The sequence below is a fragment of the Streptomyces amakusaensis genome (assembly GCF_039532665.1).
Classification (GTDB): Bacteria; Actinomycetota; Actinomycetes; order Streptomycetales; family Streptomycetaceae; genus Streptomyces; species Streptomyces amakusaensis.
Genome location: NZ_BAAASB010000013.1, coordinates 79,443 through 98,951 on the forward strand (window position 1 = coordinate 79,443; position 19,509 = coordinate 98,951).

Consider the following 19,509-nt stretch of genomic DNA (forward strand, 5'->3'; position numbering starts at 1 on the left):
GGGCCCGTTCGGGTGTCCGGGCCCACTGCGGCGCAGACGACAGTCCCCCGACCATGCGGCAGTCATGGGCCTGTCAAACGGCGTGGTACGGATCCTGGGTGCCCCACGCCGTCGCGACAAGCTCGCCTTTTGGCCGCACTACGCGCGTTGTGGTGGGGAAGTGCACACGGTGGCGAAATCGGGCCCCCGGCTTTCCGCCGTGAATCCAGTGGTATGAACAACTGGCGCAAGGGCGACACCCAGCCACCGAATGGACTTTCGTCGGATTCCGGCAAATGTGTGTGCGCAGGTAAGTACCGAGTGATACGTGAAGATCCCGTGCAGAGGTTTCCCTTGGGGAACTCGGAGCGGATTGGCTGCTCATCGTCCTCTTGACACGAAGCGCGGGATCACCGGAATCAATGCCCCGCCATACGGTGTTCACTCGGGCGACGAAAGATCCACGCCATTCCGGAACGTGCCACGGGCACTGCCGGCCACTCCCCCGGCCCGGTTCCTGAGAGTCGGCTGTGAGGTGCCGGGGAGATTGGGCCGCCAAGAGGCACGCGTGGCCAAATGAGAGTACGGAAAGCGCTCACCGGAATCGGCCAACGTCCGCTGTATGGGCCGATTGTCCTCTTCGATCACCGGGGGCGCGTGTCTGGTTTATGCGCGGCGCACATGCTGGGGGCGCACAACCGGAACCTGATCCATGAGAACGGGCCACCTCGCCGTACGAAGGCGAGGTGGCCCGTGGGGTGAAGCGGTACGGCTGTTAAAGATCGCCGGACTTGAGAGAGGTGACGAAGCCCGCCCATGCGGAACCCTCGAAGACGAAGGCGGGGCCGTCAGGAGCCTTGGAGTCGCGGACAGCTATCGCGTTGGGGAACAGGGCCGCTTCGACGCACTCGCCGCCCTGATCATTGCTGTAGCTGGAAGTGAACCAATCGGCCCCCTCCAACTGCGCCACCTCCACGCACTGACCGCCCTGATCATTGCTGTAGCTGGAGGTGAACCAGCGGGCCTCGGCCAGCAGTTCATTGCTCATCTGCTCAGTACTCCTTTATCGCTTCTCGGATCATGCTCAAGGATTCCTGAGGTCCCAGAGCATCGGCTTGCAGGTCCGCGAACGCCTCGTCGTACCGTGCCACGTCCGTTGCGCTGCGGACCACCTGGGCGTCGACCAGTCCCTCCAGATAGACGATGGGCTTCATCGCCTCTCCCTCCCGGAAGCTCAGGAGAGTGAAGGCACCGTTCATGCTCCCGTGCGCACCACCCTTGAAAGGGATCACCTGGATCCGGACCGAGGGCAGCGAGGAGGCGACCTCCGCCATGTGCTCCAGTTGGGCCCGCATCACCGCTGGGCCACCCGTCTGGCGACGCAGTACCGCCTCGTTGATGACAGCGGTGAAGCGGAGAGGCATTTCCGCCCGGCGCAGGACTTCCTGGCGCGCCATCCGGACCAGCACTCGCTTCTCGGTCTCCGCGTCGTTCCCCTTGAACGCTCGCTGATGGAGCGTTCTGACGTACTCCTCCGTCTGGAGCAGGCCCGGGACGAACTCCGCCTCATACTTCTGCATCGAGGCCGCCGTCTCCTCCAGCCCCAGATACGCCTTGAACGTCGGGCTTATGGCCGGCCGGTACTCATCCGTCTGCCACCAGTCCTTCTTCGTCTTCGTCACCGCCGCGTACGCCGTCAGCAGCGCCCGCTTGTCCGCGTCCGCCCCGTACATGTCGCACAGCGCGATCACGTCCGCCGGCTCCACCGACGCGTTCTCCCCCGTCTCCAGCCGGGTCAGCTTCGACGGGCTCCAGAGCAGCCTTCTCACGACCTGGTTGGCCCTCAGCTCCGCCGCCAGGCGAAGTTGCCTTAACTCAGTACCCAAGTGCAGACGGCAGAGAGCCGGCGTGGCCGACTCAATGTTCGTGATCATCTGCTTCCTCCCCGCACGCGTTATCCAGTGTGTCGGCGATGGTTCCGCCAAGGCAAGAAACGTTCTGCGCCACAGCAGGAGCTTCTGCGCTGCTTCGAACATGCCACGAAAGAGAAGCAGTTCTCGCAGAACTTTGATTTCAGAAGCCCCTTGAGACGGCACCAACAGTAGCGCTCCCGGTGCCATCCTGGACGCGGATTCATCGCCCCGAAGTTCAACGAGGCACCCAGCAAAAGGATTCGCGATGCCCGGACCCTTCAACTCCCCCACCCACCGGCCAACTTCGGCCAACGGCAGCACCCCGCCGCCCGGTCTCGACCCCGACACCGCGCGCATTCAACGGATCAAGCTCTCTTTCCCGCCGGAAGCCGAGTGGGTCGTACGGATCCGCCATCTCTCCGGCGCAATTCTGTATCGCAATGGACTGACCGACCCCGACCTTCTGCACACCACCGAACTACTGGTGAGCGAGATCGTCACCAATGCCATTACCCACGGCGGCGGCGAAGAGGTCAGCTTCACCCTGGAATGCGACCCGCGCCGGGAGATCCGTATCGAAGTGGACGACCACGGGAGCGGCGTACCGAGGATCCGGCACCCCAGTCACGACGACGAAAGCGGACGCGGGATGCTGCTCGTCGACCTGCTGGCCCAAACTTGGGGAAGAAAGGGCTCTTGCACCTGGTGCACCGTGCCGACACAAGAAGTGGTGGCCTGACGGTTCGATCGAGAAATATCGAATCGTCGGACGATCCGGTCGGACGCAGCACGGAAGCAGGTGGCGTGTATGCCTGTCGCGGACAGCGACATCGTGAAGGCACTCACGAGTTATATGCATCAGCATCCGGCGGAGACAGGGGCATTGATGCCGCTGTACGACGCCATACGGGACCACTCCTCGCAAGGGGGGTGCCGCCATGAGAACCAGTGCCCGCTGGTGAAGGCGGCGGCGCTGGTGGTGGACGAGCAGGAGCGGGTGCTCGCCTTCAGCCATCGGACGTGGTGGGCGCTGGCGGAGGGGTCGCCCTTGCCCCACGACGAATCGATGGGGGCGGCGGCGCTGCGTGTGCTGGGCGAGTTCGCGGGCATGGAGGGCGTGTGGGCCGTGCCGGGGGCCGAGGACCCCATCGCGGTCGATGTGATCTGGGCGGCTCCGGAGGAGGGACACCGGCTGAGGTTCGGGTTCCGCTATCTGTTCCGGGCGCACTCGCGGGCGCTGCCCGCCCGGCTCGCGGCGAGCGGGCGGGCCAGATGGGTGCCGATAACGGAGATCGCGCCCCGGCTGGCGGAGCGGCTGACCGCCCGTATGGCGCTCCCCCTGTGAGTCCACGGGCCGAGCAGATCGCGTGCATCCTGTCCGTACTCGCCCTGACCGGCGCGCTGGCCTGGGCGGTGCTGGGCGGTGCGCGCTGAGCGGGCGGACATGGCTGTGGGTCTCTCCGGGCGGAGAGACCCACAGTGCCGTCAGACCTTCAGGCCTTCAGACCTTCGTACCGCCCGGAGTGATCTCCTCCGGGCCCGGGGCCAGCTCCTCGCCGCCCTCCTCCATGTGCAGCTCCGGGGGCTTGCGGGTGAAGAAGCGGGTGGAGACGGCGAGGAGGATCACGCCGACCGCCATCCAGAGGAGGCCGACGACGAAGGTGTCGCCGGTGAGGCTGGTCCAGAGCCAGACGGTGCTGGCGAAGCCCAGGCCGGGCAGCAGGCCGTTGATCAGGAGCGAGCGGGCTCCGAGACGGCTCTTGCGTCCTCGGCCGAAGAGGTAGTGCTTGATCACGCTCAGGTTGACCATGGAGAAGGCGGCCAGCGCACCGAAGTTGATCATTACGACGGCCTGGTCGAGCGTGAGGACGGTGGAGAGCAGGGCCACCGCCGAGACCGCGAGGAGCGCGCCGACCGGGGTGCCGAATCTCGGGTTCAGCCGGCCGAAGAGGCGGCGGGGCAGCAGCCCGTCCCGGCCCATCGAGAAGATGATCCGCGAGACGCTGGCCTGGGAGACCATCGCCGAGCCGAAGCAGCCGAGGACGTACACCGCGGTGAAGGCACCGCTCAGGGCGGAGCCTCCGACGGTCTCCATCAGCTCCGCGCCCGCCGAGTCCGGGTTGGTGAAGTCGTTGTCGGGGCGGACGAGCGAGCCGACCCAGGCGACCAGGATGAAGAGTCCGCCGCCGATCGCGGTGGTCAGGATGATGCCCAGCGGGATCGTGCGGCGCGGGTTGTGCGCCTCCTCGGCGAGCGTGGAGACCGCGTCGAAGCCGAGGAAGCTGAGCGCCAGGATCGCCGCGCCGCCCGCCAGCAGCGACCACTGGCCGGACTCGGGGACGAAGGACTGGAGCGCGTCGCCCGCCGAGACCTGGGACTCGATGCCGCCGAGGGTGACGAAGGTGATCAGGAGCAGCGCCGTGACGCCCATGACGATCGCGGTGATCCGGCTGACGAACTTGACCCCGAGGACGTTGAAGACCAGCACCACCAGGAGGACCAGGACGCTCCACACGCCTTGCGGCACCCCGGGGAACTGCGCGTGCAGATAGATGCCCGCCAGCAGGAAAGACACCATGGGGAGGAAGAGATAGTCGAGCATCAGGGTCCAGCCGGTCAGAAAACCGACATGGCCGCCGAACACCTTCTGTGAATACTTGTACGCGGAGCCGGCCGCCGGAAAGCTGCGGACCATCCGGCCGTAACTGTGTGCCGTCAGCATCATCACGCCGAGTGCGAGGACGTATGCCGCCGGGAGATGGCCGGCGGTCTCGTCGTTGACAATCCCGTAAGTGGTGAAGACCGCGACGGGCGACATGTACGTGAGGCCGAAGAGCACGATCGCGGGCAGCCGCAGCACTCGTGTCAGCTGGCGTGTCTGCTGGGGCGCTTTCTCTGTTTCGCTACTGGACACCGGCTTGATTCCTCTCCGCGCCCGTCGGTTCAACGGGAGTTCAATCGATGCCCGAAGAGTGGCAAAACCCGGCGGTGACCGACATACGTAATCTTACGGAGTTCGGAAAACTTCCCCGGTCGTTAGCGTGTTCCTCGTTCCCGCACGGAGAGAGGACCCCTTATGTGGCCAGCAGGCTATAGGGCGGCTTTGGCGCTGACGGTCGACTTCGACGCCGAGGAATTGTGGCTCGCCGAGGACCCCGCGAACGCCTCACGGCCGGGGGTTCTCTCCCAGGCCCGGTACGGGGCCGAGGTCGCGGTCCCGCAGCTGCTTGAGATGCTCGACCGGCTCGCGATACCGGCCACTTTCTTCGTGTGCGGCGGCGACGCCGAAAGATATCCCTCGATCATGGAATCCGTGGTCGAACGGGGGCATGAAATCGGCCACCACGGCTACTCCCACCGGTCTCCGCATCTCATGGAGCGGGACGAGGAGGCCGAGGAGCTGGCGCGCGGGCTGGCGGTGCTGAGGGAGTTCACGGACCGGGTGGAGGGGTATCGGTCGCCGTCCTGGGACATCAGCCCCCACACCCTGGATCTGCTGGTGGAGCACGGCTTCGGCTACGCGTCCAACATGATGGACGCGGTCCTCCCGTACCCGCATGCCCGGCACGACCTGGTGGAGATCCCCGTCCACTGGTCGCTGGACGACGCTCCGCACTTCTGGTTCGACGCGACGAGCTGGGACAAGACGATCCGGTCGGCGCGCGAGGTGGCCGAGCTGTGGGAGGAGGAGACCACCGCGATCCACGACGGCGGCGGGCTGGTGACGCTCACCGTCCATCCGCAGATCATCGGGCGGCCGGGGCGGCTGCGGATGCTGGAGAGGTTCCTCGCCGGGGTGCGGGAGCGGGATCAGATCTGGTTCGCGCGGTGTGACGAGGTGGCTGGGGCGACCCGTACGGCTACGGCTCCGGCTCTGGTTCCGGGGGTGCGGTCGTGAAGCGCCGTACCGCTGTGGTCACCGGGGCCGCGCGCGGGATCGGGCACGCGATCGCCCGGCGGCTGGTGCGGGAGGGGTGGAACGTCCTGCTCTCGGACATCGACCCCGCCGTGGTCGAGGCCGGCCGGGTGCTGGGCGACTCGGCCGCCGCCGTGATCGCCGATGTGTCCAAGCCGCGTGACGCGGCGCGTACGGCGGAGGCTGCCGTGGCGGCCTTCGGGGGCGTGGACGCGCTCGTCGCGAACGCCGCCGTGGGCGGGCCCGACACCCCTCTCCTGGACACCGACGACGACGCGATCCGCCGGGTCTTCGAGATCAACTTCTTCGGGGTACTGCACAGTGTGCAGGCGGTCCGGCCGCTGCTGGCCGAGTCCGCCGAGGGCGGCTCCGCCGGGCGCATCGTCGTCATCGGCTCCCTCTTCGCCCAGCAGCCCACGCCCGGCGCGGGCGCGTACAGCGCTTCCAAGGCCGCCGTGCACTCCCTGATGCGCACCCTGTCGCTGGAGCTGGCCCCGCACTGCACGGTCAACGCGGTCGCCCCCGGCTATGTCATGACCGACATGCACCGCGAGGAACTCGACGCGCGGGCCCGGCGGGCCGGGCGTTCCTTCGAGGACGAACGGGACAGACTGGCCGCCGAGGTGCCCCTCGGGCGGCACGGGACGGGCGCGGACGTCGCCGACGCCGTGCACCATCTGCTCTCCGGCGGCGACTACATCACCGGGCAGACTCTCAACGTCAACGGAGGAGTGTTCACCTCATGAACCGTGTTGTTTCGGGGCCGCGCAGGCTCGTCGTCACCGGGGCCGGGTCCGGCATCGGGCGCGCCACCGCCGCGCTGGCCACCGCGCGCGGGTGGACGGTCGCCGGGCTCGACCTCGCCGAGGCGGAAGGGCCCGTACCGTCCGTACCGCTCGTACCGTGCGACATCACGGACGAGGACTCCGTACGCGAAGCCTTCCGTCAGGTCGACTCCCTGTGGGACGGGCAGGCCCCGCACGCCCTGGTGCACTGCGCCGGCGTCTACCGCTTCAAGCCCGCCACGCTCACCTCCGCCGCCGACTGGGACGCGGTCGTGAACCTCAACGCCCGGGGATCGCTGCTGGTCGCCGCCGCTGCCGCCGAGCGGATGACCGCTTCGAGCGGCGAGGGCGGGAGTGTTGTTCTCCTGTCGTCGATCGCCGCCTCGCGCGGGGACGCGGGCGAGCCGAGCGCCGCGTACAGCGCCAGCAAGGGCGCGGTGGAGGCCCTGACGCGTCAACTGGCGGTCGAGTGGGGACCGTACAAGATCCGCTGCAACGCGGTCGCCCCCGGGGTGATCGACACCCCGATGACCACCGTCTCCCATAATCCGGAGGCTTTCGAGCAGGTGCTGCGGCGCATTCCGGCGGGGCGGCTGGGCACGGCGGAGGAGGTGGCGCGGGTCTGTCTCTTCCTCGCCTCCGAGGAGTCCGCCTATGTGAGCGGGACCGTCATCGCCGTCGACGGAGGACAGGGCGCGTCATGAGCGACATAGCGATCATCCGGGTGAAGGGCGGGGCGCGCGAGCGCGGGCTGGTGTACGGCCGCGCCGCCGGGGAGCGGGTGCGGCTCTCCCTGGAGAACTACGAGCGGGTGTACGCCACCTTCGCCGACCTGCGGTGGGACGCGGCGACCGCGCTCGCCGAGACGTACATCCCGGCGGTCGAGGCGTTCGACGCGAGCGCGCTGGAGGAGATGGAGGGGATCGCGCTGGGGGCGGGTGTCGCCTTCGAGGACATCCTCGCGCTCAATCTGCGCACCGAGATCCTCTTCTCCGGGAAGGCCCGGAAGCTCGCTTCGGGGGTGCGTCCACCCGGTGAGTGCACCTCCTTCTGCGATCTGCGCGGGCCCGAGCCCGTCGTGGGGCAGAACTGGGACTGGATCCCCTTCTCCCACCGGACCGTCGTCGTCCTCGAAGCCGTCCCCGAGACCGGGCCCCGCTGGGTCTCGGTGGTCGAGGCCGGACTGCTCGCCAAGTTCGGCATGAACTCGGCAGGGGTGACCGTGCTGACCAACGCGCTGGTCACCTCGCTGGACCGGGGCGCGCCGGGGATGCCGTACCACCTGCTGCTGCGGGCGCTTCTGTCGTCCGAGTCCCTGGACGCGGCCGTGGACACCCTGCGCTCCGCGCACCGGTCCTCGTCCGCGAACTACCTGGTCGTGGGCGGCGGGCGCGCCGTCGACGCCGAGGCGCGGCCCGGCGGGGCGGACGATCTGCACCTGCGGCGGGTGGAGCGGGGCGAGTTCCTCGTACACGCCAATCACTTCCTCGGCGGGGACTCCGACTTCGCCTCGCACGGGGTGGACCACGGGCCCCGCGTCATGCCCGACACCCTCTTCCGGCAGGAGCGCGCCACCACTCTGGCCGAGCTGATGCCGGTGCCTTCGGTCGCCGGGTGGCACGAGGTGCTGAGCGACCACGCCAACCACCCGGACTCGGTGTGCTGCCACCCCGATCCGGGCGAGGAGGAGCCGCTGTCGCGGGGGTCGACGGTGGCGAGCGCGGTGATCGAGCCGGGGCGGCGGCTGATGCATCTGGTGCTGGGGCATCCGTGTGCGGAGCCGAGGGTGACGTACGACTATGGGGAGTTCTTCGCCTGAGGGGTGGCGGCATGAAAGATCTGACTACTTAGCCCGATTGGGGATCGTTGGACCGTTTTGCCAGCGGGTGAGGCGCCTTCGCCCGGAGGGTCGTATTCCAGTGCCGGGCGTCTTCTGCCGATCCTGGAGGATTCATGCGACACCCTGTCTCCCTTCTGCGAACGCGGGCGCGGGCGCGAGCTCTGGCGCTGGCCGTTGGGCTCGCGCTGGCGGCGTCCACGCTGTTGCCCTCCGGCTCCGCCGGGGCTGCCGATCAGTACGAGTGGGCCGCGCTGGGCGACTCGTACACCGCGGGCATCTTCGTCGGCGATCCACGACCCGCATTCGGTGACGCGTCGCGGGACGGCTGCGACCGCACCACCAACGCCTACCCCGATGTCGTCGAGCGCGAGCTGGCCGAGTTCCCGCCGGGCAAGCCCGTCCGTCTGACCGACGTCAGCTGCGGCGCCGCCACCATCGCCCATATCGCCGACGACCAGCAGACCCCGCTCAGCCCCGTCCGGCCCCCCGCCGACGGCTGGCCGGCGGTGGACCCGCAGACCCGGCGGGCCGAGCTGGGCGACCAGACCGACATCGTGACCGTCGGCATCGGCGGCAACAGCCTGTCCTTCGGCGAAATCCTCCTGAAATGCCTCGAACAGGGCTCGACCGGCAAGTCCTGTCGCGAGCACTACACCAACCCGCCCGAGGGCGAGGAGACCATCCAGGACAAGCTGGCCCGCGTCCAGGACGAGTACATCGAGATGCTCGCCAAGGTGCACCAGGCCGCCCCCAACGCCAAGGTCATCACGGTCGGCTACCCCGCCGTCCTCCCGGAGACGGGCAGCGACTGCGATCGCCTCTCCCTCACCGAACTCGGCCCGATCACCCACGCCGATGTCGACTGGCTCCGTGAAAGCGTCCTCAAGCAGCTGAACAGCACGATCCAGCGGGTCACCAACTTCTTCGGCGACCGCTACACCGACGTCTACTCCTCCAGCATCGGCCACGACGCCTGCCGGCCCGCCGGCACCAAGTGGGTCGAGGGCCTCTGCGGCGACGCCGCCGACCACTGGCCCGCCAACCTCCCCGGCACCCTGCCGAGCTGCGCCACCATCGGCAAGCGCGCCACCGTGGTCCACCCGAACGCCGCAGGGCACGCCAACACCGCGGCACACGTCGAGCGGGTTATCCGCATCAGTCTGTTGGAACGCTGAACCGGTCGGGCGGTCGGGGGCGCTGCCATGGGGCGGGCAGTATGGTTGCCGTCTGCGACAGTGCCATCACAGGTTTGCGGGGGTCCGGTGCTGGAGATCGACAAGGTCGTCGGTGGCCGCGTGGAGAAGGCGCGGCGGCGCAGAGGGTGGCATCAGCGCGATCTCGGGGCAGCGATCGGCCGGTCGGAGTCGTGGGTTTCCCAGGTCGAGCGGGGCGTGGCGGCCTTGGACAGCCTGGCGATGGCTGAGCGGATCAGTCGGGTGCTGGGTCTGACCGTCGATCATGTTCTGGCGTTCGATGTTCGATGCCCGGTCAGGCCACCGACGCCTCCGTCGCCCGTTCCCTCTGTCGCCGCGCCGTCGGACGCGGCAGGCTCTGAGGCTGTGCTGCGACGCGCGTTCGCCCTGGGGTCGCTGGCAGGTCTGGCGACCGCCGTGACCGGTCTTTCCTCTGACGCTCAGGCTCAGATCAGCAGGCCTCCCGGTAGTGGGGTGAGCCCGGCCACGGCGGACGAACTACTTTCGATCGGGGCCAGTTACCGGCGTTCGTACCGATCCTTTCCCGCGTCGAGTCTGGTGCCGGTGGCTCATCATCAGGTCCAGTAGTTGGCCGAGCGGGTCGAAGTCGACGGCGGCTGGATCCTCCACTGACCCCGCCAACCCCACTGTCGGAAAGCCGGTACGAACACCGTGATTGAACGAGTCCGCGCCATCCTCCTCACACCCCACGACACCGTGCTACTCATCAAACGCATCCGTCCGGGCGTGCCCCCGTACTGGGTTGTCCCCGGCGGGAAGGTCGAGCCCACCGACGACGGCCTCGAAGACGCGCTGCGGCGCGAGATCCATGAGGAGATCGCCGGTGTGCCCAGAGTGCTCCGGCTCTTTCACACGCTGGAAAGCCCTGGTGAACGCCAGTACTTCTACCTCGCCACGATCGAGGCGTGGGCGTTTGAAGCGCGCACGGGGCCGGAGTTCAGCGAGGAGGGGCGCGGGGAGTATCTCTTGGAAGAAGTGGTGCTCGCTCCTGATGCGCTGGAGGCGGTCAATCTTCAGCCGCGAGAGATTGCGTCTCTGCTCGGGCAGGCAGTCTCCGGTTCCGGCCTGGGTAGGCTGGAAAGGCCCTGACCGGGGTCAGAACGTGTCCTCGATCGCGCCGATCGGGATGCAGTCGTCCTCGGACAGGTTCTTGCAGAGGGTCGCACCGGTGAGGTCCGCCTTTTCGGGGACGAACTGCCAGACCCAGCGGTAGTAGACGGTGTTCGCGCGGAGGGTGCCGAACATCGGGACGCCGTCGGTGCTGCCGGAGAAGAGGAACTGGTCTTCTGTCATGTGGTCGGTCCCGTCTTCGAGCATGCCTCCGTTCAGATTCGGATCGTCGGTTTTGAGGCGCGGGTAATTGATCGCCAGCTCTTGGGCGACCGGTGCCTGGATGCTGCGGTTGGGCGGGTCGGCCTCGACTCGCAGCAGGAGGGTCATCGCCTTGGTCCCTGCGGGCGGGGGGTCGGCAGGGAGGTCCACCACGGTGCGGGCCGCGATGATCCGCACCTTGTAGGTGTAGTTGGCTTTTACGTGCAGGGCCGGCTTGCGGGCCGGGGGGATGGTCGGGCGGGTCGGCTGGTCGGTGGCGTTCTTGCCGGGGCCGGTGGACATGGACGGTGAGTCGGGCGGGCTGGATGCTGAGGGTTTGGCGCTCGGCCGGTCGCCGTCGGCGGTGGACGGGGTGTCTCCGCCGCAGGCTGTCAGGGCGGTCATGAGGGCGGCAGTCGCGCACGCCCAACGCATCGGGGCGAGGCGCCCTCGGATTCTGTTCACTGTTCCCCCGGTTCGGACATATGACGATGAGCTGATGATCACTCTAAAGGTGAGTGGTCGGGCGCCGAACTGGCCCTGGGGAAAGGCCCGTTGTCAGTGGTGCTTCCTATGCTGAAGGCATGGAGATCAGCAAGGAGACGCTTGAGGACGCCTGGCGGCGGACGGCAGCCGGGCATGCGCTGCTGCACGGGGTGGGGCTGCCGCAGGTGGTGCTCTCGGAGGAGGAGTTGGATGAGTGGGAGGGGTGGGACGGGGCGGAGGGTGAAGGTCTGGCGCTGGTGCTGGAGGAGGACGGCACCGTGCGCGGCTATCACGGTGCCTACCAGGAGTCCTTCGCCACCCGCGACCTGGGGCAGGTGCTGTATCTGATCGCCGAGGCGGCGATACGCGAGCGCGGCGGCAGTCCGGCGGAGACCGCCGAGGCGCTGGAGCGGATCGATCCGCTCTGGGGGCGACGGTTCCGTACCGGTGGTCTGGATGGCACGGGCGCGATCGAGGCGTGTGGGCGGGACCCGCTGGAGGGGTTCGCCTGGATAGCGAATTCCTGGCGGGAGCAGCAGCCTTACACGCACCTGGCCTTCTTCCGCGCCGGGCCGGGGCGGACCGTGGACGTCGAGCGGCTGGCCCTGCTGTACGGGGCCGATCCCGGGCAGATCGCGGCCGGCACTCGGCTCAAGGATCTACAGGCCGTGGACGGCGGTCGCGCCCACTGGGACCGCCAGTGGGACAGCTTCTGCTTCGGGCAGTCCGGTGAATGGGCCTTCCTGCTGCACCACGACACCCCGCCGAAGGCCCGTTTCGACAGGGACGGGTACGACGCGCTCGGGGTCGGAGAGAGCGTGTGGCTGACCGCCACCCTGGGCAAAGCGATCTACACCTTCTCCTATGTCAAGGACGGCCACAGCGTCAGCGACGACAACGGCGCGCTGGAACTCCTCGCGTACGACCACGGCCGCTCTCCCTACCTCCGGGGCGGGCGGCTGGACTTCCTGAACCGCGCACTGAGGCGCGCCGAGCTGGATCATCCCGAGCTGACCGATACGTATCAGCTGTACTTCCACGCGCTGGAGGAGTCCCTCGGGCTGGGGCTGCCGCGCCGGGAGTTCGCGGAGGGGGAGGTGCGGGCGGGGTACTGGGCAGGGAAGTAGCGGGGGGCGGCGGTGAGGGGCGTTCGGGCTCAGGCGATCGTCAGGATGTGCTGGCCCGCGCCGGAGAGGCGGTAGGTGAGGGTGGGCTGGGAGAGGCTCGCGTCCGGTGTGTCGTAGGGGTAGCCGCGGACGGACTGGCCGGGCTCGGCGAAGAGGTAGGTGCCGTTGACGCCTCGGTAGGCGGAGTCGCGGAGGTAGCCGCCGACGGCCCCCGGGCGGAGGGAGCCGGTGACGGAGAAGGCGGCGTGGACCATGCGTACCTGGTCGTAGGCGGCGCTGGCCTGGCTGCGGCCCGGGGCGGAGCCGAAGGCGCGGGCGTAGGACTCGGTGAAGCGGCGGCCCAGGGGGTCGTCGGGGCGGCCGGTGACCGTGGACCAGATCACGCGGGCGGCCGGGTGCTCGATGCGGCGGGCGAAGCCCGGTACCGAGGGGGTGTAGATGTGGTAGGTCAGCTGGTCGGGGCTGTGGGCGGTGATCGCGTTCTGGAGTGCGGCGGCGGTCTCGACGACGAGGTGGGAGACGACGACGACCTCCGGGCGGTCGGCGAGGACGCCCGCGATCAGCTCGTCCACATGGTCGACGGCGAGACCGACGCGGTGGGTCGACACGACCGTCCAGCCGATCTCGCGGGCGCGGCTCTCGAAGGTCTCGTCGGTGACCGCGCAGCCGTAGCCGTCGAGTTCGATCACGGCGATGCGGGGGGCGCGGTCGGCGGGGCCGGTGGTCCGGGAGCCTCGCAGATAGGCGAGCAGCGCCGACTGGTAGGCCGTCTCAGAGGGGCAGGTCGAGAAGACATGGCCGAGGCGGCGCGGGTCCTCGCGGACGGCGTCGACGCTGCGGGTCCAGGTGTTGGTGTGGAGGAAGGGGCGGCCGAAGCCGGCCGCGAAGTCGAAGATCCCTGAGCTGAGCGCGCTGGCGTAGCTGCTGGTGATCGCGTCGACGTCCGCCGCGACGAGCGCGGCCAGGCCCTCGCGGACGGAGGTCTCGTCCAGCGGGTCGACCTCGACGAGGACGTGTTCGAGGGGGCGTCCGCCGTCGGCGGTCAGCGTGTTGACGTCGTGGACGGCGAGGGCCGCGCCCTGCGCGGTCTCGCGGCCGTCGGCGGCGAAGGCTCCGGCGACGGCGATGGTGCCGATGCGGACGGTGTCGCGGGGTGCTTTTCGGGGCTTGGCGGTGGTGGCCGCCGCGACGGCGTCCGGGGTGGTGGCCGTGGCCGTGGTGGCGTGGCGCTCGACGTCCAGGACGCGGATGCCCGAGCGCTGCTCCACGCCGCCGGGGATCGGCAGCCGGATCAGGTCGCGGTCGACGGCGAGGGCGCTCAGACCGGCGCGGGAGTCCTGGTCCAGCTTCTTGAGCAGCCGCTCGACCTGGGTGGTGACGGTACGGACGCTGGTGCCGAGGCGGCTGGATATCTCGCGGTTGGCGAGGCCCATCGCGACCAGCGAGATGATGTCGATCTCGCGGGAGGTGAGCCCGGCGGGCGGGCCGTCGAGCGGCTCCAGGGTGACCGTGATCGTCTGCCGCTCGCGCTCGCTCGGCCCCAGCGCGCACCAGGACCAGTCGCCGTCCTCGCACCAGAGGAAGCGGGCCGCGCTCATGCCGGAGGCGTGGAATCCGGCGACACGAAGAAGGAGGGGGGCGCTGACGCCGCCGGTGGGGGCGTTCCCGCCGGAAGGGGTGAGGGTGACGTCCCAGGTGCTGGGAGTGCGCTCGGTATGAGGCTTCGGCGACCGCACGGCGGCTCCTCCCTTCATCGGGACGGCTCGCGCCGGCCCGCCCTCGCGACGGAACCCCCGCGCTCAGCACGATAGCCGCGAAGAGCGGCCAGGGGAATACCAGCCATGGCCTGAAATCGATCAGCGAAATTGTTTCCGCTGGTGAAACGGGGTGCGCAACAAACCTGCGGCGGCGAAAGCTGATGTCGAACAGCGGGGAGCCCGCCGGATCCGACCGGCCGGACCCCCACCTCGTCCACCAGCACAAGGGGCACCACCGATGAACCGACGCCTGAGCGCCACGCTCGCCACCGCAGTCCTCGCCGGCAGCCTGACCGCGATATCGACCCCCGCTCAGGCGGCTCCCGTGCCGGGATGCGTCGACGCCGGCAAGGTCTTCCGTACGATCAGCGCGAAGTCCACCAAGTGGGTGCCGACCAACGTCCACAGCGACTGGGCGCGGCCCGGCGTGAACATCTCGTACGCCAAGAACAAGACCGGCTCCTGGACGCTGACGGGCTCGGTCGGCGGGCAGGCCGAGATGAAGATCCTGCTGGTGAAGGCGAGCGCGTCGTTCAACGTCTCCCTCGCCAAGACCTGGACCAAGTCCGACACCTGGACGTACTCGGCCACCGTGAAGAGGAAGGCCGGGAAGACCAAGGGCCGGCTCATGATGTTCCACGAGGCGAAGAGATTCACCGCGAAGAAGACCCTCGTCTACAACAAGAACGGCCGCTGCGCGGTCAAGACGGTCTACAAGAAGACGATCACCGCGCCGGTGAAGCGGAACGTGAATGTGTGGGGCATTCAGTACGCCTGAACCAACTGACCGGGGGGCCGGGGGACCCCCAGGGGGCGGGGCGCTGCGGTACAGGGGGCCGCAGCGCCCCGGGCCGGTTCAGCAGATCTCGCGGAATGGCAGGCCGGGCAGGTGGGCCTGCCATTCGGCGCGGGAGAGCCCGGAGCCGGCGCGCTCGCAGACGGCGGTGGCCAGTCGCGCGGGGTCGAGGTCGTACGACTGCACCTCCGTGAAGAGGCCCGCCGTGCGCAGAGTGCGGCCGTCGGGGGTGAAGGCGAGGGAGAGGACGGGGTCGCCGGGGGTGGGGAGGGGGGATCCCAGGCGGCGGCTGGACTCGATGTCCCAGAGCTGGACGCCGCCCTCGCCCTCCCCCACGGCCAGGGTCTTCCCGTCCGGGGAGAAGGCCAGGGCGGTGACTCCGTACTGGTGCTGTCGTACCAGGTCTTCGGCGGTGTAACTCATCTCGCTGTCGCTGTCGGCACCGCCGTCGATGCCCGGGAGTCTCGCCAGACGCTTGCGCAGCAGCCCGTCCCAGACGGTGACGCGGCCCTGGGCGTCCCCCACCGCGAGACGGGACCCGTCGGGGCTGAACAGGAAGGTCTGAGCGTTCTCCTCCCTGAGGATCTGCGGCGACACCCGGCCGGTGCCGAGGTCGGCGACCGCACCGCCGGTGCCGACGAGGACGGACGCGTCCCGCCGTACGGCCAGCGGGGAGCCGCCGATCCCGGAGAGCGTGCCGGACTTGCGGCCCTGCCCCGCCCGGCGGATGTCCCAGATCTCCACGATGTCCTTGTCGCCCCGCACCCCGGCCGTGTAGAGCCAGCGTCCGTCGGCGCTCAGGGCGAAGGGGCCCGCCCCGGGGCGGCCCTCCCGGTCGGGGGCCGAACGCACGGTCGCGTGCTCCCTGCGGTTCGCCACGTCCCAGACGATCAGCCGGTCGGTCGCGTAGTCCCAGTAGGCGTAGTACCGGCCGTCGGCGCTGAGCACGGAGGTGAGGTCGCAGTGCGCCGCGACTCTCTCGTCCTCCACGGTCTCCTGCGGCACGCACGGCTGTCCGGGCGGCTCGCCGACGGTCCTGCCGCTGTCCACGTCGACCAGGCGGAACCCCTTCCGCCCGGTGGTGTTGGCCACCAGGGCGAGTGTGCGGCCGTCGGCGGAGAGCTGTTTACGGACATGGCTCCCCCGCGTCCATCCGTCCGTCACCGCCCGTCCCAGATCCAGCGACCGCACCTCGTTCTCGTCCATGTAGCGCAGGACACCGGCACCGGGATCGAGGGAGAACTCCTCCACCGTCTCCACATTGACCAGGGAGTGCCGGAGCACCGGGGCCTCGTGGGACGACAGCCGCCACAGCAGCAGCTCGCCGGGGCCCGAGGTGACCAGAAACGCGCCGTCCTCGCTGAACCGCATCGTCCTCGGCCGCTTGCCCGGCAGCCCGGGCAGCTCCCGGCCCGAGGCGAGGTCCCATCTGCGGACCCCTTCGTCGGTGGCGACGGCGGCCGAGCGGCCGTCGGGGGCGAGGGCGAAATCGCCCCAGAGACAGGACCGCTCGCCGCCCGGCCGCTTCGCCCAGGGCGCGGCGAGCCGCTCGCTCGCGGCGATGTCCCAGATCTCCAGCGGATGCCCGTCCCCGCACAGGGCCAGCAGACGGCCGTCCCCGCTCAGCGCCAGCTCCGAGAGGGCCGACTCCCGTTTCGGCCCCTCCACCTCCAGCAGACGACGGCCGTCGCGCACGTCCCAGACGGTCACGGAACCGTTCAGGGTCTCCACGGTCAGCAGGCCGCCGTCCCGGCCGAAAGCGAGCTGCGCCACGTCGCCCCCGGGGAATCGCCGGGTGACCCGGGCGGTCCGGACGTCCCATATCGCGACCCCGCCGCTCTCGCTCAGCAGCGCCAGACTGCGGCCGTCCGGGGCCACCTCCGCGCCCAGCCCCCAGTGGCCGGCCGGCCCCGGATAGGTGCGCGTACGGCGGGGGTCGCGCAGATCCCAGCTTCTGACGCGGTCCTGCCCGGCGACCACCAGCGTCCGGCCGTCCGCCGTCAGACGCACGCTCTCCTCCCCGACGGCACCGAGATCACGTGTGGTGAACGTGTCGGCCTCCCGCTGCGACACCGCCCCCACCAGCGCCGACCGTGTCTCCGTCGTGTCCGCCAGCCGCCATGCCGCGACGCTCAGCCGCATCGCGCGCTTCGGGTCCGTGAAACGCAGGGCCTCGGCGACCGAGGCGATACGGCGGGCCTCGGCCTCGGTGTGGCGGCGGTCGGCGGTGGTGTTCTCCTGCCAGGCGACGACGCCGGCGACGAGGGCGAGGACGAGGACGAGGGTGAGGGTGGTGAGGAGGGTGCGGCGGCGGCGGTGTTCGGTGGCGGCGGCGGTGCGGGCGGTGGTGAGGAAGATCCGTTCGAGGGGGGTGAGGGTGGCGGACTGTCCGGGGTGGGAGAAGTGCTGTTCGGCGGTGGCGAGGCGGGTGCCCCGGTAGAGGGCGCTCGGGTCGCGGCCGAGGTCGTGCCAGAGCTGGGCGGCCTCGGTGAGACGGCGGTGGGCGCGCAGGCGTTCGCGGTCCTCGTCGATCCAGGTGTGGAGGCGGGGCCAGGCGGTGATGAGGGCCTCGTGGGCGAGGTCGGCGGAGTCGTCCCTGAGGGTGAGGAGGCGCGCGCGGGCGAGGCGGTCCACGATGTGGGCGGTCTCGGTGGGGTCGCCGAAGGAGAGTTCGGCGACGGGGACGGGACGGCGGGTGTCGGGGGTGCCGTCGCCGGGGGTGATGAGGCGCAGGAGGACGAGGCGGGCGAGTTCGCGCTGCTGGGTGGAGAGGGCCTCGTACGCCTCCTCGGCGGTGTGGGCGATCGCGCCGTGGGCTCCGCCGGTGGCCTCGTACGCGGCCATGGTGAGGGTGCGGCCCTTGCGGCGGCGCCAGGTCTCGCGCAGGGCGTGGGAGAGGAGGGGGAGGCCGCCGGGTTCGCCGTCGACGTCGGCGATCAGGCGGGCGGTCAGCTCGCGTTCCACGATCAGGCCGGCGGCATGGGCGGGGCCGACGACGGTCTCGCGGAGTTCGGCCTGGGTCATCGGGCCGACCAGGAGGGAGGAGTCGGCGAGGGCGTCGGCGAGGGAGCGGTGTCCGGCGCAGCGGGCGTAGAAGTCGGCGCGGACGGCGATGACGACGCGGAGCCGGCTGTCGGGTGCGCGGGCGGCGAGGAGCCGTTCGATGAATTCGGCGCGCTCGGCCGGGTCCGTGCAGAGGGTGAAGACCTCTTCGAACTGGTCGACGACGACGAGGGTGTCGCCGCCGGACGGTCTGGGGGTGAGGGCCGCCGCGTGGGTGCGGAGCGGGTGCGGGCCGGGGGTGAGGACGCGGATGGCGGCGAGTTCGCCGGACCGGGAGCGCAGGGCGGGTACGAGACCGGCTCTCAGCAGGGACGATTTTCCGCTGCCGGACGGGCCGAAGACCGCCGCGAAACGTCTGGTGAGCACCAGTTCGCGGGCCGCTTCGATCAGCTGGTCGCGGCCGAAGAACCGTTCGTGGTCGGCGGGCTCGAAGCGGGCCAGGCCCTGGTACGGGGAGTCCGCGCCGTCGTCCTCCTCCGCGCTCCGCGCCGCCACCTCGCCGGAGATCTCGCGCCAGCGGCCCTCCCACTCCTCGCACCGCTCCTCGTCGCCGCCGCAGGCCCGGACGTACGCGAGGACGACGGCGAGCGAGGGGAACTGTTCACCGCCGGCCGCCCGGGAGAGTGTGGTCACGGAGTACGGGACCTGTTTGGCCATCGCCCGGTAGGTGGGGCCGCCGGCCTCCTGGCGCAGCTTGCGCAGCTCGTACGCGAATCTCTCCACCGGTCCCGCCGACGGATCGACCGGTGCCTCACGACGCCCCACCGCTGTGGCCCTGCCTCTCCCCCGCCGCCCTCCGGGCTGGTCCGGGGGTCTCTGCCGACGGGCGTCAACCTACCTGGCGGGCCGGGACGGCTGGAGGGAGAGGCCCTTGGGCGGGATCAGCCCCTTCTCGGGGTGGGCGCGGAAGGCCGCCCGCCAGACGGTGGGTTCACAGCCGGGGCCGTTGGGCTGCTCCTTCACCAGCTGGGCGGTCTCGGTGTCCTTGAGCGGCTCGCCGCCCTTCGCGGGGGTGACCGTCAGTTCGACCGGCAGCTTCTTGGGGCCGATGTCGTCCGGGAGCCGTACCGACAGGGTCTCGAACGGATCCTCGGGGTTCAGCGACGCCCGCTCCTCGCAGTCGCCGTTGGCGCAGAGCCTGATCGTCGCGCCTCCGGTCCTCTCGAAGTCGGCGGGCTGCCAGACGACGGAGACCGCCGAGTCCATGCCCTTCTTCGTGCAGTTCAAGGCTTCATCGGCGGTGCAGCCGGTCAGGGCCAGGACTGGCAGGGCCGCCAGGAGGAGGGTTTTCCGCATGCCGGGAATACTCGCCGCCCGGGGGC

Annotated in this window: 18 protein-coding genes; 11 read left to right on the top strand and 7 right to left on the bottom strand. The window is 69.9% G+C overall.

The window, feature by feature from the left end; genetic code table 11:
- Window positions 1-754: 754 nt before the first annotated feature.
- Together ABD371_RS23140 and ABD371_RS23145 are read right to left on the bottom strand one after the other, a co-directional pair.
- Entirely contained in the window at window positions 755-1,027 is a 273-nt protein-coding gene (locus tag ABD371_RS23140; protein WP_344479762.1) for a DUF397 domain-containing protein, read from the bottom strand.
- A gap of 4 nt (window positions 1,028-1,031) precedes the next feature.
- Window positions 1,032-1,913: a helix-turn-helix domain-containing protein gene (locus ABD371_RS23145; RefSeq protein WP_344480019.1), complete on the bottom strand. Its 882-nt coding sequence runs from the start codon at window positions 1,911-1,913 to the stop codon at window positions 1,032-1,034.
- Window positions 1,914-2,157: 244 nt separating this feature from the next.
- Between ABD371_RS23145 and ABD371_RS23150 the strand changes: the two genes are divergently transcribed.
- Window positions 2,158-2,631, top strand: coding sequence for an ATP-binding protein (locus tag ABD371_RS23150; RefSeq protein WP_344479764.1), 474 nt, complete (start codon window positions 2,158-2,160; stop codon window positions 2,629-2,631).
- A gap of 69 nt (window positions 2,632-2,700) precedes the next feature.
- Window positions 2,701-3,237: an NUDIX hydrolase gene (locus ABD371_RS23155; RefSeq protein ID WP_344479765.1), complete on the top strand. Its 537-nt coding sequence runs from the start codon at window positions 2,701-2,703 to the stop codon at window positions 3,235-3,237.
- Between the two features lie 156 nt (window positions 3,238-3,393).
- Here ABD371_RS23155 and ABD371_RS23160 read toward each other — a convergent pair whose 3' ends face one another.
- The gene (locus ABD371_RS23160) at window positions 3,394-4,806 is read right to left on the bottom strand and encodes an APC family permease (RefSeq protein WP_344479767.1); all 1,413 of its coding nucleotides are present in this window, start codon (window positions 4,804-4,806) and stop codon (window positions 3,394-3,396) included.
- A 189-nt stretch (window positions 4,807-4,995) separates the two neighbouring features.
- Here ABD371_RS23160 and ABD371_RS23165 point away from each other — a divergent pair, with 189 nt between their 5' ends.
- The 7 genes from ABD371_RS23165 (at window position 4,996) to ABD371_RS23195 (ending at window position 10,736) form a co-directional block, all read left to right on the top strand.
- Complete coding sequence (locus ABD371_RS23165) at window positions 4,996-5,790, top strand: polysaccharide deacetylase family protein (RefSeq protein WP_344479769.1); 795 nt, start codon at window positions 4,996-4,998, stop codon at window positions 5,788-5,790.
- Window positions 5,787-6,554: an SDR family NAD(P)-dependent oxidoreductase gene (locus ABD371_RS23170; protein WP_344479770.1), complete on the top strand. Its 768-nt coding sequence runs from the start codon at window positions 5,787-5,789 to the stop codon at window positions 6,552-6,554. Before ABD371_RS23165 ends, ABD371_RS23170 begins: the two co-directional genes overlap by 4 nt.
- Window positions 6,551-7,297, top strand: a complete 747-nt coding sequence (locus ABD371_RS23175; RefSeq protein ID WP_344479772.1) for an SDR family NAD(P)-dependent oxidoreductase — start codon at window positions 6,551-6,553, stop codon at window positions 7,295-7,297. Before ABD371_RS23170 ends, ABD371_RS23175 begins: the two co-directional genes overlap by 4 nt.
- Complete coding sequence (locus tag ABD371_RS23180) at window positions 7,294-8,412, top strand: C45 family autoproteolytic acyltransferase/hydrolase (protein ID WP_344479773.1); 1,119 nt, start codon at window positions 7,294-7,296, stop codon at window positions 8,410-8,412. The genes ABD371_RS23175 and ABD371_RS23180 overlap by 4 nt, the downstream gene beginning before the upstream one ends.
- 134 nt (window positions 8,413-8,546) lie before the next feature.
- Window positions 8,547-9,608: an SGNH/GDSL hydrolase family protein gene (locus ABD371_RS23185; protein ID WP_344479775.1), complete on the top strand. Its 1,062-nt coding sequence runs from the start codon at window positions 8,547-8,549 to the stop codon at window positions 9,606-9,608.
- Window positions 9,609-9,695: 87 nt separating this feature from the next.
- Complete coding sequence (locus ABD371_RS23190) at window positions 9,696-10,214, top strand: helix-turn-helix domain-containing protein (protein WP_344479777.1); 519 nt, start codon at window positions 9,696-9,698, stop codon at window positions 10,212-10,214.
- Between the two features lie 84 nt (window positions 10,215-10,298).
- Complete coding sequence (locus tag ABD371_RS23195; RefSeq protein WP_344479778.1) at window positions 10,299-10,736, top strand: NUDIX hydrolase; 438 nt, start codon at window positions 10,299-10,301, stop codon at window positions 10,734-10,736.
- A gap of 6 nt (window positions 10,737-10,742) precedes the next feature.
- Here the strand turns inward: ABD371_RS23195 and ABD371_RS23200 are convergent, their stop codons facing one another.
- Window positions 10,743-11,363: a hypothetical protein gene (locus tag ABD371_RS23200; RefSeq protein ID WP_344479780.1), complete on the bottom strand. Its 621-nt coding sequence runs from the start codon at window positions 11,361-11,363 to the stop codon at window positions 10,743-10,745.
- A 179-nt stretch (window positions 11,364-11,542) separates the two neighbouring features.
- Between ABD371_RS23200 and ABD371_RS23205 the strand changes: the two genes are divergently transcribed.
- A complete protein-coding gene (locus ABD371_RS23205; protein WP_344479781.1) occupies window positions 11,543-12,571 on the top strand; it encodes a hypothetical protein in 1,029 nt (342 codons plus the stop codon).
- A 29-nt stretch (window positions 12,572-12,600) separates the two neighbouring features.
- Here ABD371_RS23205 and ABD371_RS23210 read toward each other — a convergent pair whose 3' ends face one another.
- Window positions 12,601-14,307, bottom strand: a complete 1,707-nt coding sequence (locus ABD371_RS23210; RefSeq protein WP_344479783.1) for an ABC transporter substrate-binding protein — start codon at window positions 14,305-14,307, stop codon at window positions 12,601-12,603.
- A gap of 259 nt (window positions 14,308-14,566) precedes the next feature.
- On the opposite strand from ABD371_RS23210, the gene ABD371_RS23215 reads away from it, so the two are divergent.
- Window positions 14,567-15,106, top strand: coding sequence for a hypothetical protein (locus tag ABD371_RS23215; RefSeq protein WP_344479784.1), 540 nt, complete (start codon window positions 14,567-14,569; stop codon window positions 15,104-15,106).
- Window positions 15,107-15,184: 78 nt separating this feature from the next.
- Here the strand turns inward: ABD371_RS23215 and ABD371_RS23220 are convergent, their stop codons facing one another.
- Together ABD371_RS23220 and ABD371_RS23225 are read right to left on the bottom strand one after the other, a co-directional pair.
- Entirely contained in the window at window positions 15,185-18,910 is a 3,726-nt protein-coding gene (locus ABD371_RS23220; RefSeq protein WP_344479786.1) for an nSTAND1 domain-containing NTPase, read from the bottom strand.
- Window positions 18,911-19,021: 111 nt separating this feature from the next.
- Window positions 19,022-19,483, bottom strand: a complete 462-nt coding sequence (locus ABD371_RS23225) for a hypothetical protein (RefSeq protein WP_344479787.1) — start codon at window positions 19,481-19,483, stop codon at window positions 19,022-19,024.
- Window positions 19,484-19,509 lie beyond the last annotated feature (26 nt).